Origin of the sequence: Rhodococcus sp. NPDC059968, assembly GCF_042738615.1 — a bacterium.
Classification (GTDB): Bacteria; Actinomycetota; Actinomycetes; order Mycobacteriales; family Mycobacteriaceae; genus Rhodococcus_F.
Genome location: NZ_JBHWUE010000037.1, coordinates 1 through 16,070, shown reverse-complemented (window position 1 = coordinate 16,070; position 16,070 = coordinate 1). Strand labels below are relative to the sequence as shown.

The 16,070-nt window shown below is 65.6% G+C and carries 14 protein-coding genes and 2 pseudogenes; 4 read left to right on the top strand and 12 right to left on the bottom strand.

What is annotated here, in order from left to right:
• Nucleotides 1–190: 190 nt before the first annotated feature.
• Nucleotides 191–1,616, bottom strand: a pseudogene (locus tag ACFWAY_RS26595) (IS1380 family transposase).
• Nucleotides 1,617–2,214: 598 nt separating this feature from the next.
• On the opposite strand from ACFWAY_RS26595, the pseudogene ACFWAY_RS26590 reads away from it, so the two are divergent.
• Together ACFWAY_RS26590 and ACFWAY_RS26585 are read left to right on the top strand one after the other, a co-directional pair.
• Nucleotides 2,215–2,414, top strand: a pseudogene (locus ACFWAY_RS26590) (HNH endonuclease family protein); the annotation flags it as partial.
• Nucleotides 2,415–2,482: 68 nt separating this feature from the next.
• Complete coding sequence (locus ACFWAY_RS26585; protein ID WP_378512769.1) at nucleotides 2,483–2,761, top strand: helix-turn-helix domain-containing protein; 279 nt, start codon at nucleotides 2,483–2,485, stop codon at nucleotides 2,759–2,761.
• Between the two features lie 241 nt (nucleotides 2,762–3,002).
• Here ACFWAY_RS26585 and ACFWAY_RS26580 read toward each other — a convergent pair whose 3' ends face one another.
• From ACFWAY_RS26580 to ACFWAY_RS26530, 11 genes are all read right to left on the bottom strand, one after another.
• Entirely contained in the window at nucleotides 3,003–3,443 is a 441-nt protein-coding gene (locus ACFWAY_RS26580) for a DUF1931 family protein (protein WP_378512828.1), read from the bottom strand.
• Between the two features lie 13 nt (nucleotides 3,444–3,456).
• On the bottom strand, nucleotides 3,457–5,184 hold the full coding sequence (locus ACFWAY_RS26575) for an FAD-dependent oxidoreductase (protein ID WP_378512768.1): 1,728 nt from the start codon (nucleotides 5,182–5,184) through the stop codon (nucleotides 3,457–3,459).
• Nucleotides 5,162–5,428 carry a UBP-type zinc finger domain-containing protein gene (locus tag ACFWAY_RS26570; protein WP_083865197.1) on the bottom strand — a complete coding sequence of 89 codons (267 nt, stop codon included), beginning with the start codon at nucleotides 5,426–5,428 and terminating at the stop codon, nucleotides 5,162–5,164. Before ACFWAY_RS26570 ends, ACFWAY_RS26575 begins: the two co-directional genes overlap by 23 nt.
• On the bottom strand, nucleotides 5,425–5,877 hold the full coding sequence (trxA, locus tag ACFWAY_RS26565) for a thioredoxin (RefSeq protein ID WP_378512767.1): 453 nt from the start codon (nucleotides 5,875–5,877) through the stop codon (nucleotides 5,425–5,427). The genes ACFWAY_RS26570 and trxA overlap by 4 nt, the downstream gene beginning before the upstream one ends.
• Before the next feature lie 14 nt (nucleotides 5,878–5,891).
• Entirely contained in the window at nucleotides 5,892–8,525 is a 2,634-nt protein-coding gene (gene clpB, locus ACFWAY_RS26560) for an ATP-dependent chaperone ClpB (RefSeq protein ID WP_378512766.1), read from the bottom strand.
• Nucleotides 8,507–8,836, bottom strand: a complete 330-nt coding sequence (locus tag ACFWAY_RS26555) for a chaperone modulator CbpM (protein WP_378512765.1) — start codon at nucleotides 8,834–8,836, stop codon at nucleotides 8,507–8,509. The genes clpB and ACFWAY_RS26555 overlap by 19 nt, the downstream gene beginning before the upstream one ends.
• A complete protein-coding gene (locus ACFWAY_RS26550; protein ID WP_378512764.1) occupies nucleotides 8,833–9,759 on the bottom strand; it encodes a DnaJ C-terminal domain-containing protein in 927 nt (308 codons plus the stop codon). The genes ACFWAY_RS26555 and ACFWAY_RS26550 overlap by 4 nt, the downstream gene beginning before the upstream one ends.
• A gap of 6 nt (nucleotides 9,760–9,765) precedes the next feature.
• A complete protein-coding gene (locus ACFWAY_RS26545; RefSeq protein ID WP_378512763.1) occupies nucleotides 9,766–10,305 on the bottom strand; it encodes a nucleotide exchange factor GrpE in 540 nt (179 codons plus the stop codon).
• 8 nt (nucleotides 10,306–10,313) lie between these two features.
• Nucleotides 10,314–12,197: a molecular chaperone DnaK gene (gene dnaK, locus ACFWAY_RS26540; protein ID WP_032491941.1), complete on the bottom strand. Its 1,884-nt coding sequence runs from the start codon at nucleotides 12,195–12,197 to the stop codon at nucleotides 10,314–10,316.
• A 3-nt stretch (nucleotides 12,198–12,200) separates the two neighbouring features.
• Nucleotides 12,201–12,704, bottom strand: coding sequence for a general stress protein (locus ACFWAY_RS26535; protein ID WP_032491940.1), 504 nt, complete (start codon nucleotides 12,702–12,704; stop codon nucleotides 12,201–12,203).
• Nucleotides 12,705–13,601: 897 nt separating this feature from the next.
• Nucleotides 13,602–14,108, bottom strand: coding sequence for a general stress protein (locus tag ACFWAY_RS26530; protein WP_378512762.1), 507 nt, complete (start codon nucleotides 14,106–14,108; stop codon nucleotides 13,602–13,604).
• Nucleotides 14,109–14,680: 572 nt separating this feature from the next.
• On the opposite strand from ACFWAY_RS26530, the gene ACFWAY_RS26525 reads away from it, so the two are divergent.
• Both ACFWAY_RS26525 and ACFWAY_RS26520 read left to right on the top strand, forming a co-directional pair.
• Complete coding sequence (locus ACFWAY_RS26525; protein WP_378512761.1) at nucleotides 14,681–15,565, top strand: universal stress protein; 885 nt, start codon at nucleotides 14,681–14,683, stop codon at nucleotides 15,563–15,565.
• 86 nt (nucleotides 15,566–15,651) lie between these two features.
• Complete coding sequence (locus ACFWAY_RS26520) at nucleotides 15,652–15,882, top strand: universal stress protein (protein ID WP_378512760.1); 231 nt, start codon at nucleotides 15,652–15,654, stop codon at nucleotides 15,880–15,882.
• The last annotated feature ends 188 nt before the right edge of the window (nucleotides 15,883–16,070 follow it).

Here is a 16,070-nt window from a genome sequence, read left to right as displayed (position 1 = left end):
GTGCGTGTTGATTCCCTACGAGTGCGGCGTCTAAACCTGAATCCGTGGATCGCTGATGTCGGTCGGATTAGTTTGTGATGCGCACAGGTGATGCTGTTCGGGGTGTAGTTGATCTGCTGACCTGGTTGTCAGCTCATCCACGTTCGTTGTGTTCCTGGGGTTGGGGCCGGTGCGGCCGGTGTGTCGAGGGTCAGGCTGCTTGGGGTGGCGTGTAGTCGATGGTGTTGTCCCAGAGGGATGTCCAGTGCGCTTGTCGTGGCCAGTGAGCTGGCAGGTGGAGCACGGGTTTGCGTGCGGGCCGGGCGAATCGGGCGGGAACGTTGACCAGGTGCCGGCGCAGGCTGGCGCCGCGGGCGACGGCGTGGTGTCCGCCGGCGAGAGTGCCGGCGGCGCGCAGCAGATTGTGGGTGATCGCGGCGCAGAGCACCCAGGCGCTGTTCGCGCCGAACCGTCCCGACGGGATGTGCGCGAGGGGTCCGTCGATCAGGTCCGCGAACACCGTTTCCACGATCGCGTGCTTGCGGTGGGTGATATCTGCCTCGACGGTCGACAGATCGGAATTGGTGAAGAACGGGTGGTAGCGCCACACCGGGACGCCCCCAAGCACTGCGTGCAGGGAGGGACCCCCACGCATCCGGGTAATTCGCGTCCTTGACCCGGCGCACGATCAGGCGGGCGGTGATCCGGTGGCGGCCGGAGAACGCGGTGTACGAGGTCTCGGCGACCTCGGCGTCGGAGATCAGCTCCCCGGTCTCGGGGTCGATCACCGCACCGGGGTAGTGCACCGGCATCCACTTGTGCTCGTCGATGCCGTCGATGGCCCGGGTGATCCGCGGATTACGGGTCATCACCAGGGAGAACTCGATACCCGCAGCGACCGCGGCGCCGATCACGGCCTTGTTCCCGAACGCCGAATCACCGCGGACCACGATCTTGCCGTGCGCCCCGCAGGCGCGGGCGGTGGTGATCGCCGAACGCAGCTGGGAGGCGGCGCCGCGGCCGGATCCCGTCTTGCCTGCCCGCAGCCGCATCTCGGTGATCACCGGCGCCGCCTGCGCGGTGGACAGGGTCGTGACCAGCGGCGGCAGTCCCTTGCGGAGCAGGGCGCGGCCGGCGATCTTCGCATGCCCGTAGGACGCTCCTTGTTTCTGGTGTCCGTAGACCGGGCGCAGCAGCGAGTCGATGTCGAGGAACGCCCGCTCGGCGATGCCGGGCAGCAGCGGGGTGCGGGCGGCGAGGGCGATCAGGTGTCGGCGCAGCACCGACCCGAGTTGGAGGCTGTGCCCGAAGGTGAACTCGCGCAAGAATATCCCCAGTGTCGACGGCGCGTACACCTGATCGAACAGGGCGGGCATCCCACCGGCCCGGAGCAGGTTCATGTCGTCGATGACGTCCGCTCCGGTGCACATCCCGGCGATGATCGAGGTCAATTTCCCGACCGGGTTCACCGCACCCGAGGCCACCCGTGTGGAGTCGAGGCGGACATGAGTGTCGATCAACTCCGACAGTCCTGCCTGTTCGGCCAGTTCCAGCACCGGAACCAGACCGGCAGACGACACGAGATTGCGTTCGTCGAACACAGCGGATTCGGCCGTGAACGTGTGCGATGATTGCACCGAAAGTGCCCTTCCGTATGTGGACAGTTGTGAAGTGAGAATCTTGATTGTCTCACTACGGGAGACACTTTCACTGTTCACTCGCCGACGATCCCGCTACCCCCTCCACGGATTCAGGCTAAACACGGGGCGCAGGGTCTGACTCGGGTGGCTATCATGGAAAACGCCGCGCTTGTCATCCGGGTCAATATCCTCGCGCGGGGCTGGACCCGAGACTTCGCTGGATACGGCCCGGTGCTGCTCAGAATCGGCGCCAATAATATCTGTTACGTCACTTGAGGAATTGATGTCCTTGGACTCATCGCCACGCGTGCGTGCTCTGCGTGACGACCATGCAGAGCATGGGACTCCTCCGTCAACCCCGGATGACGCGACGATCCGCGATGTACGCCGAATTGAGCCGTCTCGGTGGCCGAGATGCGGCGTCCGGTCAGTCCGCAGTGTTTATGTCTCGTCGTGAAAAGGGCGATTATCCAATGGTTTCCGAATTTGTCGATAATCTCTAGTATGTCATCTATGTGGCGGAAAGCAGGATACCCCAATGGTTTACGTGAAATGGTTAGTGTGAGACAGGGATCCACGCAATCACGGGCTCAGGGAGCAACGCCGCGACCTGGCAAACGGCCCCCGCAATCTGCAGGCCGTAGATGCATCCATCAATTCGAAGAAGTCCGATTCTGACGCCGCGTCGTGGCTGCCGCCGAACAAGGGATACCAGTGCGCCTACGTCTCACGGCAAATCGATGCCGAAGCCCTCTCCGGCTGTGGGTGACCCAAGCGGAGCAGGACTCGATGAGCCCTAGTAGTACTTTGTTACCTCGGCGTGTCGGCTCGAGTTTCGATTCGAATCTCGAGAGGATCCGGGCATGGATGCAGCCGGTCTCGCCCTGGCGTGCGCGGACGGCTTGTCCAACAGTGATGTCTCGCGACAATTGGTGGTCTCGCTTCCCACTGTTGGTAAGTGGCGCAAGCGATTTGTGGAGCGCCGGCTGAATGGCTTGAGTGACGAGGACCGGCCGGGCGCGCCGCGCAAGTTGAGTGATGCCCAGGTCGAGATGGTGATCACCAAGACTCTCGAGGAGCAGCCGGGCAACCGCGAGAGCCACTGGTCGACCCGGTCGATGGCGGCGGCGACCGGGATATGAATTAACGACTCAAGACACTAGCGGCGTTTTGACCACGCCCCGAAAGAACCCCCCAACCGTGACCAAAAACGTCCAGAACGAGCAGGGGCAGACAGCGCCGGCGGCCGCAGATGCCCGATCATCCATGGAAATCTCAACCGTACGGTCACACGGTGTGGTGGGCGACAACCGGTAATACGTGACTCCGGACGAATTCCTCGCGTCCCGGCGATCTACTGGTTCGCCCGGCCGCCGGCCGGGGTCAGAGCAGTAGATGGAAGATGTCGAAGGCGACGCTCCATTCGGCGGTTCCGGGGTTCTTGCGGTCCGGCTCGATCGTGACGAAGGCATGGGCCAGAGCCACGCTCAAGCCTCCGGCGATCAGCGGCAGCCGGCGCTCGGTCTCCTCGGAGAGGGCCACGTCCAACGGCGGGCGGGCCGTCAGTTGATCGAGCAGAGGTTGGAGTTCGATCTCCTCGTCGAGTTTTTCGAACCGGTGGATGCTCTCCTGCAGTCCCTTGGTGATCGGCAGGTCCCACGGTTCGATCACGTCCCGCAGGTTTGCCTTTGCCGAGGCCTTGCCGATGAGGATCAAGTCGTAGATCTTGTCGTCGATGAATTCCGTATAGCGCTTGAGATCGTTCCGGTCGACCTGCAATCCGGCCGCTGCCCGGAAGAACCGCTGGAATTTCACGGTGCCCATCACTGGCATGTCGTCAGCTCCTTTCGAAGTATTCATGGATTTGGCGTACCGCCATCGCTCCTTCACCGACAGCGGATGCGACCCGTTTCACCGAGCCGCTGCGGACGTCGCCCGCCGCGAACAGTCCGGGCCGGCTGGTTTCGAGCGTCCTCGACGGCCGGGCGCTGATCGGCCGGTTGCCGTCCCCTCGGGCGTGGACCGCGTCCACGCCCGTGAGGATGAAGCCGTGGTCGTCGAGTGCGATCGTGTCGGCCAGCCACCCGGTGTGCGGCATCGCTCCGATGAAGACGAACAGGGCGTGCACCCGGATCGTGTCCTGTTCTCCTGTGCGATGGTCCTCGACCACGATTTCTTCGAGGTACTTCTCGCCGTGGACCTCGCGAATCTCGGTGTTCCGGTGGACGGTGACGCGCGGATGGCGCTCGATCTGGTCGACGAGATACCGGGACATGCTCTTTCCGAGGTCGTCGCCGCGGATGAGCAGGTGAACGTGGGAGACACGGTCGGCGAGGAAGACGGTGGCCTGTCCGGCGGAGTTTCCGCCGCCGACGACGGCGACCGGGTCGGTGCCGCACATCCGCGCTTCCTGGTGGGTTGCGGCGTAGTACACGCTCGTCCCCTCCAGTGCCGCGATCCCCGGAACCGTCAACTTGCGATATCGCGCCCCGGTGGCGAGCACGAGGGCCCGGCCGCGAACCGCGCCGCCGTCCGCCAGCCGGAGCACGTGGTGCCCGTCCCCGGACCCCAAACCGGTCACCTCCGCCGACACCAGGATGCGGGCGCCGAACTTCCCGGCCTGGATCACCGCCCGCTCGGCCAATTCGGAGCCGGAGACCCCTGCCGGGAAGCCCAGGTAGTTCTCGATCCGGGAGGAGGTACTGGCCTGGCCGCCGGCGGCGATCGACTCCAGTGTCACCGTGTTCAACCCGTCCGAGGCGCCGTACACGGACGCGGCCAGACCGGCCGGTCCGGCACCCACGACGACGAGGTCGCACACGTCCTGGGCTGCGTCCGGGACCGGGTCCGGGACCGGAAGCCCGACGATGCGGGCGAGTTCCGCATTCGTCGGATTGCGCAGCACCTTCTCGCCGTGCCAGATCACGACGGGAGTGTCCTCGGTGGCGACGTCCAGGCTGCGCAGCAGCTGCTCCGCCCGTTCGTCCCGCTCGACATCGATCCACCGGTGGGGCAATCGGTTTCGCATGGCGAACTCGCGAAGCCGCAACGTGTCCGGGGAATAGCAGGAGCCGATGATCCGGAACCCCGAACCGAGCCCGATCAGCAGGTGCCGGCGCACCAGGTAGGCGCGCAGGATCAGATCGCTGAGCACGGGATCGTGGGCAACCAGCGCGCGCACCCGCTCGGCCGGGACGACGAGCATCTCGCCGTCCTCGATCACCTCGGCGGTGAAGAACGCCACCTGGCCTTCCAGCAGTCCGAGCTCGCCCAGGAAGCGGCGGGGACCGTGCACGCGCAGTATCCGGCGTTCGCCGTCCACGTCGCCCTCGTCGATGATCGCGACCTTGCCGGAGAGGATGACGAAGAAGTCGTTGCTGGGCGCGCCCTCTCGGATCAGCACCTCGCCGGCGTGAACCGATCGACGCGTGCCACCGACCTCGAGCGTCGCGACCTGGTCGTCCGTCAGCCGCGGGAAAGCACCTTCCTCGTCCGGAGTCTCGTCGTCGACCGGCGGAATGTCGCGGGCGGGAACGCGGTCCTCAGACGAAGTTCTGGTCGACATAACACCAGCGCCAATCCTCGCCGGGTTCCATCGACTGGACGATCGGATGGCCGATCGCGTGGGCGTGCGCGCTCGCGTGCTTACCCGGCGAGGAGTCGCAGCAACCGACGTGTCCGCACGTCAGGCACAGCCTCAGATGCACCCACGGGGTTCCGAGGCGAAGACATTCCTCGCAACCCTGCGGAGTCCGGGGCACGACTGGCCGGATCGCGGTCACGTGCGGGTCCACATGGACAGAAGTCATGGCTTCGCCCCCTTGCCTGCATTCTCGGGGAGCGCCTGATCGAGCCACGTGCGCAGCTCCGGTACCGGGGCGGCGCCCGCCTGACGAGCTAGGACCTCACCCCGGTCCATCACCAGCAGAGTCGGCACGGCGCGGACGGTGAACCGTTCGGCCGTCTTGGGCGCAGCATCCACGTCGACCTTGACCAGCTTGATCTGACCCGCGCGTTCCCTGGCGAGCTGCTCGAGCGCCGGACTGACCATGCGGCACGGGCCGCACCACGTCGCCCAGAGGTCGACGAGCACAGGCACCGAGGACTTCTCGGCGACCTCCGCGAAGTCGACGTCCCCTGCCGAGGCGATCCAGGGCAGCGGCTCGTGGCAGTTCCCGCAGCGCGGTTTGCCGTCCCCGGCCGCCGGCACCTTGTTGACCTTGCCGCAGTTCGGGCACTTCACCTTGTCGGATCCCATGACGACACCTCTTCTCAGGCCGCCGCGACGGCGGGTTCCGCATACGCGACGGCGAGCTCGCCGCCGTCCACCGTGACACCGATGGTGCCACCCGGTTCGATCTCCCCGCGCAACAGCGCACGACCGATCTTGGTCTCGACCTCGTGGGCGATGTACCGCCGCAGCGGCCGCGCACCGTAGACCGGATCGAACCCGCGTTCGGCGATGAGCCGGCGCGCCTCCGGCGTGATATCCAGGTGTATCTGCCTCTCTGACAACCTATTCCGAAGATCGGTGAGTTGCAGTTCGACGATGTGCTCGATCTGGGGCAGGGTGAGCGGGGTGAACAACACGATGTCGTCGACCCGGTTGAGGAACTCGGGACGGAAGTGCCCGCGCAGTTCCGCCAGCACCCGCTCCCGGGCGTCCGGCTTGATCTCGCCGTCGGCTGTGACTCCCTCGAGCAGATGCTGGGAGCCGATGTTGGAGGTCATGATGATCACCGTGTTCCGGAAATCGACCTGCCTGCCTTGGGAATCGGTGATCCGGCCGTCATCGAGCACCTGCAGCAGGGTATTGAAGACGTCGGCGTGGGCCTTCTCGATCTCGTCGAAGAGCACCACGGAGTACGGCTTGCGGCGCACCGCCTCGGTGAGCTGGCCACCCTCGTCGTACCCGACGTACCCGGGGGGCGCACCGATGAGCCTGCTCACCGTGTGCCGCTCCTGGTACTCGCTCATGTCCAGGCGCACCATGTTGTCTTCGCTGTCGAAGAGGGCACTGGCCAGCGTCTTTGCGAGCTCGGTCTTTCCCACGCCCGTCGGGCCCAGGAAGATGAACGAACCGATCGGCCGGCGCGGATCACGGATACCGGACCTCGCCCGGATCACCGCGTCTGCGACCAGTTGCACCGCCTCGTCCTGACCGACGACCCTCTCGTGCAGAATCTCGTCGAGCTTCAACAGCTTCTCCCGCTCACCTTCCTGCAGCCGGGCGACCGGGATACCCGTCCATGCGGCCACGATCTCTGCGATCTCGTCTTCGGTGACCACCTCACGCAGCAACGGATTCCGGCCCTGCCTGGTGGCCAGTTGCTCCTCCGCCGCCTCGAGCCTGCGTTCGAGCTCGGTGATCTCGCCGTATCGCAATTCGGCGGCCCGATTGAGGTCGTAGTTGCGCTCCGCCTCCTCGGCCTCGTGGCGCAACCGTTCCAGCTCTCCCCGCAGCTCCTGCACCCGCCGGATCGCCTGCCGCTCCGCCTCCCACTGAGCGTGCCGGGCGTCGGCCTCGGCCCGCAGATCGGCCAGCTCCTTACGCAGCTCGTCGAGGCGCGCCTTGCTGGCCGCGTCCGTTTCCTTGGACAGCGCGGCCTCCTCGATCTCCAGCCGGGTCACTTTCCGGGTGAGCTCGTCGAGTTCGGCGGGCATCGAATCGATTTCGGTGCGTAGCCGAGCGCACGCCTCGTCTACCAGATCGATCGCCTTGTCCGGAAGGAAGCGGTCGGTGATGTACCGGTGCGAGAGGGTCACGGCGGCCACCAGTGCGCCGTCCTGAATCTTCACGCCGTGAAACACCTCGAGGCGCTCTCGAAGTCCGCGCAGAATCGAGATCGCATCCTCGGCGCTGGGCTCGTCGACGAGAACGGTCTGGAAGCGACGCTCCAGTGCCGCATCGGATTCGATGTGCTTGCGATACTCGTCGAGAGTGGTGGCACCGATCATGTGCAGTTCGCCGCGGGCGAGCATCGGCTTGAGCATGTTGCCGGCGTCGAGAGACCCCTCGCCTCCGACTGATCCCGCACCGACCACTGTATGTAACTCGTCGACGAACAACAGGATGCGCCCCTCGGCCGCCTTCACCTCGGACAGCACCGCCTGCAGTCGCTCCTCGAACTCGCCGCGGTACTTCGCGCCGGCCACCAGGGAACCCATGTCGAGCGAGAAGATCGTCTTGTCGCGCAGGCCCTCGGGCACGTCGCCCCGGACGATCCGCTGGGCGAGGCCCTCGACGATCGCGGTCTTACCGACGCCGGGGTCGCCGATCAGCACCGGATTGTTCTTCGTCTTCCGGCTCAGGATCTGCGTTACCCTGCGGATCTCGGCATCCCGGCCGATGACCGGATCGAGTTTGCCTGCCCGGCCCTCGGAGACGAGATCGCGCCCGTACTTCTCCAGCGCCTCGTACGCCCCCTCCGGGGTCGCCGAGGTGACGCGCTGATTGCCGCGCACTTTCGTCAGCGCCGTGAGGAAGGCGTCTCGTGTGACCCCATGACTGGCGAGGACCCGTCCGGCCGCACTGGCCGATCCCTCCTCGGACAGGGCCATCACGAGATGCTCCACCGACACGTAGGAATCCTTGAGTCGCTTCGCCTCCCGTTCCGCGGCGTCGAGCAGCTTGGCCAGGCGCTGGGTGATCATCACCTGACCGGGTGTCGCGCCGGGGCCGCTGACCTTCGGCCTACGCGACAGTTCCCGTTCCAGATCGGATCGCAGGGCATCGACGTTCGCGCCCGCCTGCTCGAGCAGTCGGGGGACCAACCCTTCCTGCTGATCGACCAACGCGAGCAGCAGGTGCTCTCCGTCGACCTCGGTGTGACCCATTCTGGTCGCTACGTTCTGGGCTTCCTGCAGGGCTTCTCGTGACTTTTCAGTCAGGCTGCCGGTGTCCATGGGGGTGTCCTCCTTCTGCGGGAAGCTGCTTCGAGTTTCTCGATTCGATCCAGCAGATCGAGCACGAGCCCGATTGCCGAGTAGTTCAGGCCCAGACCGGTCCGCAGCCGTTGGATGCGGGCGGCGTGGACCACTTCGGATGGTTCGAACGACATCTCGCCGCCGGTGTCGCGGTGGGCGTCGAGCAGGCCGAGAGCCACAAGCTTTCGTGCCAGGTCCGGGTGCAGCCCGGTACGTTCGGCAAAGGCATCTGGCGACAATCTGGCACGGCGAACCAATACGTACTGCGTGACCGGGGTCGGGGTGCTCATTTCTCTTTCCTCGGATCGAAGTTCGATTCGGCGGCCAACTGCTCGAACAGCTCGCGTTCGCGTGCTGTCGGTTTCGACGGCACCATCACCTTGATCTCGGCGTAGAGGTTGCCGTTGGCGCCCCGCGGATTGGGCATTCCTTCTCCCCGCAGGCGCAGCTTCCTTCCCGTCGACGAGCCCGGCACCACTTTGACTTTCGCCTCGCCACCCGGGGTGGGAACGACGACGGTCGACCCGAGGACCGCCTCCCATGGCGATACGGGCAGGTCGACGTAGATGTCCCGGCCCTGTACCCGGAACCGGGAATGCGGCTTGATCCGCACCACGAGGTACAGATCCCCGGGCGGCGCGTCACCGTTGCCCCGCCCGCCTTGCCCGGCCAGCCGGATTCTCTGGCCGTCCAGGACACCGGCCGGAATGTCGACGTCGTACTGCCGTCCGTCCAGTCTGAGAGTGCGTTTGCCGCCCCGAAACGCCTCTTCCAGGGTCAGTTCCAGTTCCGCTTCCTGATCGGCGCCGGGAATCGGCCCGTACCCGCCACCGCCGCCGAACATCTGCCCGAAGAGGTCCTCGAAGTCGACGCCGCCCTCGCCACCGACACCGTGACCGAAGTGCACCCTTCTGCCCCCGCCCCCGCCGCCGTACCCACCGCCGCCGTACCCACCGGCGCTTGCCCGGACCCGTTCGTCGTAGTCCTCGGGCACCCGCCGGAAGTCGTCACCGAATCGGTCGTAGCGTTTCCGGGTGTCCGGGTCGGACAACACCTGGTAGGCCTCGTTGGCCTCCTTGAACTTGTCCTCCGCAGTGGGGTCCTTGTTCACGTCGGGGTGATACTTGCGGGCCAGCTTGCGGTACGCCTGCTGGATTTCGTCGGTGCTGGCGCCGCGGGGGACCCCGAGCACTTCGTAGTAGTCACGCGCCATCGGTGCTCACCCCTCGGGGCGGCTGACGACCACCGAGGCGGGACGCAATTGCCGCCCGTCCTCTCCGTAGCCCGGGCGCAAGACCTCGATCACGGTCCCGGAGGGAAGGTCGGGTTGGGTCACCACGCTGACCACTTCGTGGAGCTCCGGGGAGAACGGCACACCGACCTCGTCGTGGCGCTCGAAGCCGAGCCGTGACAGCACCTGCACCGCCTGGTCCCGGATCGCCTTCACGCCCTCGACGACGGCCTGGGGATCGCTGCCCGCATGGGCCAGCGCGAGCTCCAGATTGTCCAGCACCGGCAGCCACGCCGCCGAAACCTTCGCCACCTCCGCGGCGCGTTCCCTGTCCAGATCCTTGGCATACCGCTTGCGCAGGTTGTCCAGATCTGCGAGGGCCCTGCGCCAGCGGTCCTCGAGTTGAGCCAGCTCGGCCCCCGTCTCGGTCTGATCCGTGTCGGTGCGATCAGGCGCCGTCTCGGTCTGATCCGTGCCGGTACCGTCGGTAGCCGGCTCGGTCGTCGAATGATCTGCAGACCTTTCCATCGTGTGCCTCAGCTTCGATCGAATTCGGCGTCGATCACGTCGTCGTCATCCGACGACGCAGCGTCTCCGCCGCCTGCCTGGTGTCCGTCGCCGCCGCCGGCCGGGACCGGGGCGAGCCCGTAGAGCAGCTGCTGCAGCTCCGAGGTGAGTGGCTGTACCTCCGCGGGTGAAGCACCGTCCTTCACAGCTTTCCTGGCGTCGGCGATCAGCATCTCGGCGCGTGCCTTGTCGTGCGGTGGGGCACTGTCACCGAGTTCGGCGAGTCGCCGTTCCACTTGATATGCAACCGAATCGAGCTCGTTACGCGCGTCGACCGCCTTGCGCAGCGCCTCGTCCTCGCCCCGGTTCCGTTCGGCCTCCGCGAGCATGCGCTCGACCTCACTCTGATCGAGGTTGCCCTGTTCACTGATCGTGATGCTCTGCTCCTTGCCGGTGTCCTTGTCGCGTGCGGTGACGTGGAGGATGCCGTTGGCGTCGATGTCGAACGTGACTTCGACCTGGGCCTCGCCGCGTGGCGCGGGGCGGATGTCTTCCAGCCGGAACCGGCCGAGCACCCGGTTGTCGGCGGCCCGTTCGCGTTCGCCCTGCAGGACCACGACGTCCACGGCGGACTGGTTGTCTTCCGCGGTGGAGAACACTTCACTGCGCCGGGCCGGGATCGTGGTGTTGCGCTCGATGATCTTGGTCATCACCCCGCCCTGGGTCTCGACGCCGAGGGACAGCGGGGTGACATCGAGCAACAGCACATCGGAGACCTCACCCTTGAGCACGCCCGCCTGGACTGCGGCACCGAGCGCCACGACCTCGTCCGGGTTGACGCTCATGTTGGGGTCCTTGCCGCCGGTGAGCCGGCGAACCAGCGCTTGCACCGCCGGAATACGTGTCGAACCACCGACCAGGATCACCTCGTCGATGTCGTTGGCGGTGACCTTGGCGTCACTCATTGCCTGCTTCACCGGGCTGAGGCAGCGTTCCACCAGATCCGCCGTCAGATCCTCGAACTTCGATCGCATGATCGTGGTGGTGAGGTGCTTGGGACCGTTCGCGTCAGCGGTGACGAAGGGCAAGTTGACCTGGGCCTGCGTCACCGAGGACAACTCGACCTTGGCTTTCTCCGCGGCCTCGAAGAGGCGCTGCAACGCCTGCGCATCCTTGCGCAGATCGATGTTCTCCGCACGTTGGAATTCGTCGGCGAGGTAGTCCACCAGACGCCGGTCGAAGTCGTCGCCGCCGAGGTGGGAGTCGCCTGCCGTGGAGCGAACCTCGACCACTCCCTCGCCGACGTCGAGCAGGCTCACGTCGAAGGTGCCGCCGCCGAGGTCGAAGACCAGTACGGTCTCGTGGGTCTGCTTGTCCATGCCGTACGCCAGTGCCGCAGCGGTCGGCTCGTTGATGATCCGCAGGACTTCGAGGCCTGCGATGCGGCCGGCGTCCTTGGTGGCGTTGCGCTGCGCGTCGTTGAAGTAGGCCGGAACGGTGATGACCGCTTCCTTGACCTTCTCACCGAGGAACTTGCTCGCGTCGTCGACGAGCTTGCGCAGCACGAGGGCACTGATCTCCTCCGGCGCGTATTTCTTGCCCCGCACGTCGAATCGTGCCTCACCGTTGTCACCCGCTACGACGTCGAAGCTGACCGCTTTGGCCTCCTCGGAGATCTCGTCGTAGTGGCGGCCGATGAAGCGTTTCGCCGAGTAGATTGTGCCCTTCGGGTTCAGGATCGCCTGCCGTCGGGCGAGTTGACCCACCAGGCGCTCGCCGCTCTCGGTGAACGCCACCACCGACGGCGTCGTCCGCGCTCCCTCGACATTGGAGATCACCACCGGCTCGCCGCCTTGCCAGCTTGCGATGACCGAGTTGGTGGTGCCCAGGTCGATGCCTACCGCGGTTGCCATGACTCATTCCTTTCGATCGGTCCGGCCGGTGAGCAGGCGGACGGCTTCGTCCGCGACCTCGACGTCGGCGAGGACTTCGTAGTGACGTGGTTGTAATGACTGGATTGAGGTGAAGTCGCGCCGGCCGCCCTGCAGCGCGTACATGAGCAGGCCGAGCAGAGCACCTATGAGGGCGCCGAAGATCAGCCCGTAGAAGGCGAGCGCGAGGCCCGTGAGCAGCGGCTGGACCCAGTTGAGTAACCCGAAGATCCAGCCGAACAGTGCGCCCGTCAGCGCGCCCGCGGCGGCGCCTCGCAGAGCGGCCCAGCCGTAGTTCAACCGGCCGACGACCTGCTCGACCAGCACGAGATCACGTCCGACGATGGCCACCTTCTCCACCGCGAAGTGTTGGTCGGAGAGGTAGTCGACGGCGCTTTCGGCGTCGGCGTAGTTGTCGAACGTTGCTATTACCTGGCGTGCAGGTTGGTTTGGCCTCACCGCGGAGGTTCCGCCACTGGACTCTGACATCACGCCCCCTCGGCGTCGATAATTTGGGGTTTCGCCGGGCCCGCGCGTACCGGTTCGGCGTCCGGTCGGTCGGTCTACGGGTTGAGCTCACGGACGGCCCAACCGCATGAGAGTTCTTCATCCGCCTGTGGGCGTCGACGAAACGGGGGGACGGTGGCGGCCACACCCAGCCCTGGGCGCGGCTGTCCGCCGGAAACCGCTCGAGGCGACTGGTATCCGCGGACTCCGAGCATCAGCCACTACAGTGGTGCTTCCGCGAGTAGAACTCCCGATGCAAGGGATTCTCGCAGCCGACGCGTTGTGTGACAAGGTTCCGGTAAGTCGAAAGTAGGAAGGCGATTCGGTCCTGACAGCACAGTTCTCCGGAACCGTGGGAAATTCAGCTTCCTCAGCCTCATGTACAGGATCAGGTTCTCGGCGGTGGGGCCTAAGCCTTTGGCGCAGAAGCGAACCAGTGGCGAAATCCGAATTTCCAGCTGTCGGACTGGGCCGTCCAGCGGGGTCACCGAGACCTGATTCCGGTGTACGGCAACCGAATCGGGCAAAAACGGGGGAACTGGTTTTGAAAGTGAAAGTAGTACAACAATATACGACTCGTCGCCATAGCAGTTGAGGCACGTACACTGCAATCGTCGATTTCGATTGTCTATGGATATTTGACGCGGCTCGGGAGTCGCCGACCACGGGCGGAGCCAGGGGTATGTTAATCGGGTGGGCCCGCTCGCGGCAGGTGCTTGTAGGAGACAGATTCCTCAGGGAGGCGGTCGCTGATGCACCTGCCCCGCCAGACGTAGGACACCTCGATGAGCGCTTCGACGGCACCGGCTCACCACCCTGCCAACACGCGATGGCCGAGTTGGTGGTGCCCAGGTCGATGCCTACAGCGGTTCCCATCACTCATTCCTTTCGATCGGTACGGCCGGCGAGCAGCCGGCTGGCTTCGTCCGCGACCTCGACGTCGGCGAGGACTTCATAGCGGCGGGGCTGCAATGAGTAGACCGAGGCGAAATCGCGCCGCCCCCGTTGCAGCGCATACATGAGCAGACCGAGCAGAGCACCCATGAGGGCGCCGAAGATCAGCCCGTAGCAGGCGAGCGTGACACTCGCGAGGAGCGGCCGCACCCAGTCGAAAAGGCCGAAGATCCACCCGATCAGCGCGCCGGTCAGCGCGCCGGTCAGCGCACCCCGTAGTGCCGCCCAGCCGTAATTCATCCGGCCGAGGACCTGCTCGACCAGTTCGAGATCGCGGCCGATGATGGCCACCTTCTCCACCGCGAAGTGCTGGTCGGAGAGGTAGTCGACGGCACGCTCGGCGCCGGCATAGTTGTCGAACGTTGCTATTGTTCGGTGGGCGGGCTCGTTCGGGCGCACTGCCGATGTTCCCGCACTCGACTGTGTTGCCATCATTGCTCCTATGCGTGAATTCTCTGCGGCGGCGCCGACTCCGCTTCGAACCGGTCAGGGCCACCCATGACTCGAGCCCCAGCTGCGCTGGTTCGGAGATACCTCCTCCGATCGCTCGGTTCCCGAGTCTTCCGCGACGACCGCAACCGGCGTAGGGCACAAGGTCAATGACCCTCGTTGCCTGTCAGAGGACTTCCGACCTCTACCCGCCCTTTCTCGCACGATGCGCGGGGTACGGCGCCCGGTGTAGCCGTGCCGCGCTCGTCTAACCGAGGTGCATTCCCTCGACGGCGCCCTCTCCTTGCTTTCGCTGACTATCGGACGGGGATTCGTCCGCGCACATCACCTGAGTTGCCGCACACCGATAATCAGGTGGCGCCGGTACCGGGCGAAATACGCCGAGCGGTATGACTGTGACGCTGTGGATGGGGGTCGCACGGCCGCAGGTGGACCTCCGACCCGAAAGCGGTGACCTTCTGCCCTACGGCGACGATCTTCTGGCCGCGACCATCGATATCACTGACAGGCACTTCCGCCGTCCCATCACCCGGTCACGAAAGGTAGGAAACAACATGACTGCCGACCGTCCGATCGTCGTCGGAACAGACGGATCACCGTCATCGCTGCAGGCAGTGTCGTGGGCCGCGAAGGAAGCGGCGCTACGAAACTCTCCCCTGACGGTGCTCACCACGACGCTCCGTCCGGGCGTCTACGGCGCCCCCGTCGGCCTGCCCGCCAGCTTCTTCGAAGAAGAGGAACTCGAAGCCAAGAAGAGGTTGGCCAGGGCCGCCGAGGTCGCAGCCGACGCAGTGCCCGGTCACTCGCTCGAAATCCACACCGTCCTCGGCACCGAGACACCCGCCGGTGAACTCCTCGAGCATGCGAAAACTGCGGGCATGGTCGTCGTCGGTGCGAACCGGCAAGGAATCATCGAAAGGATGTTCCTGGGCTCGGTCAGCTCGGCCGTCGCCACCCACGCACACCGCCCCGTCGCCGTCATCCACGGCCTGCCCGACACCGACATCACCGACCTCTCAGGACCCGTCGTCGTCGGCGTCGACGGATCCGCGCACACCGAACCCGCCATCGCCATGGCATTCGAGGAAGCCGCACTGCGGCAATCCGAACTCGTGGCCGTCCACGCCTGGTCCGACGTCGATCTTCACCTCGCATTCGAGGGCGGCACCGACCCCATGTGGATGCAGGAGGTCGTGAAGAACGAAACAGCCCGGTTGTCGGTAAGGCTCGCCGGCCACGCCGAGAAATACCCGGACGTGACGGTCCGCCCAGTCGTCGTCATGGACCAACCCGCACACGGTCTGCGTGAGCAAGCCGAAAATGCGCAGCTTCTCATCGTGGGTAGCCGCGGGCGGGGCGGATTCACCAGCATGCTGCTGGGATCGACCAGCAGGACGTTGATGAACTCGGTCAACTGCCCGCTCCTCATCGTCCGGTAGCCGCCCCTGGCATGGCGTCGGTCCGGCACGGTCAGCGCTCGACGTGTGCCTCGAGCTCCATTCATTCGCCGCCTCCGTTTCAGGTGATGTCCGTTGTCGACAGGCGCCACATCGTCGTCGCCATCGGCGTCGACGGCTCGTCGGCCGCGACGCAGGCCGCGCGGTGGGCGGCGGTGGTCGCCGCCCACCGCCGCAGCGTTCCCCTCCACCTGGTTCACGTGGTCCAATTGCCCACGGTGGCGAGTCGCACGAAGCCCCGGCCGGAACCGTTCGTGCCGACGGCGAACGGATCGTCTCGAATGCGCTTTCGGTCGTAAGCAACGATCAGCCCACCCTTCCGGTCGAGGGTTCGCAGCTGCCCGCCGGGACGACCGCCGACTTCTAGAGTTGGCCGACGACGCTTCCATGGTTCGGAGTGATTGCGGCACACGACAAATCCGTGCGGGTCCTGCCCCGGGGTCATCAGCTGACCGGGCAGCTGGCACTGCTGTTCACGATGGTGACA

Bases quoted from the DNA above. Each gene is read 5' to 3' on its own strand.
- ACFWAY_RS26585 (WP_378512769.1), top strand. From the start codon at position 2,483: ATGGATGCAGCCGGTCTCGCCCTGGCGTGCGCGGACGGCTTGTCCAAC.
- ACFWAY_RS26580 (WP_378512828.1), bottom strand. From the start codon at position 3,443: ATGGGCACCGTGAAATTCCAGCGGTTCTTCCGGGCAGCGGCCGGATTG.
- ACFWAY_RS26575 (WP_378512768.1), bottom strand. From the start codon at position 5,184: ATGTCGACCAGAACTTCGTCTGAGGACCGCGTTCCCGCCCGCGACATT.
- ACFWAY_RS26570 (WP_083865197.1), bottom strand. From the start codon at position 5,428: ATGACTTCTGTCCATGTGGACCCGCACGTGACCGCGATCCGGCCAGTC.
- trxA (WP_378512767.1), bottom strand. From the start codon at position 5,877: ATGGGATCCGACAAGGTGAAGTGCCCGAACTGCGGCAAGGTCAACAAG.
- clpB (WP_378512766.1), bottom strand. From the start codon at position 8,525: ATGGACACCGGCAGCCTGACTGAAAAGTCACGAGAAGCCCTGCAGGAA.
- ACFWAY_RS26555 (WP_378512765.1), bottom strand. From the start codon at position 8,836: ATGAGCACCCCGACCCCGGTCACGCAGTACGTATTGGTTCGCCGTGCC.
- ACFWAY_RS26550 (WP_378512764.1), bottom strand. From the start codon at position 9,759: ATGGCGCGTGACTACTACGAAGTGCTCGGGGTCCCCCGCGGCGCCAGC.
- ACFWAY_RS26545 (WP_378512763.1), bottom strand. From the start codon at position 10,305: ATGGAAAGGTCTGCAGATCATTCGACGACCGAGCCGGCTACCGACGGT.
- dnaK (WP_032491941.1), bottom strand. From the start codon at position 12,197: ATGGCAACCGCGGTAGGCATCGACCTGGGCACCACCAACTCGGTCATC.
- ACFWAY_RS26535 (WP_032491940.1), bottom strand. From the start codon at position 12,704: ATGTCAGAGTCCAGTGGCGGAACCTCCGCGGTGAGGCCAAACCAACCT.
- ACFWAY_RS26530 (WP_378512762.1), bottom strand. From the start codon at position 14,108: ATGGCAACACAGTCGAGTGCGGGAACATCGGCAGTGCGCCCGAACGAG.
- ACFWAY_RS26525 (WP_378512761.1), top strand. From the start codon at position 14,681: ATGACTGCCGACCGTCCGATCGTCGTCGGAACAGACGGATCACCGTCA.
- ACFWAY_RS26520 (WP_378512760.1), top strand. From the start codon at position 15,652: ATGTCCGTTGTCGACAGGCGCCACATCGTCGTCGCCATCGGCGTCGAC.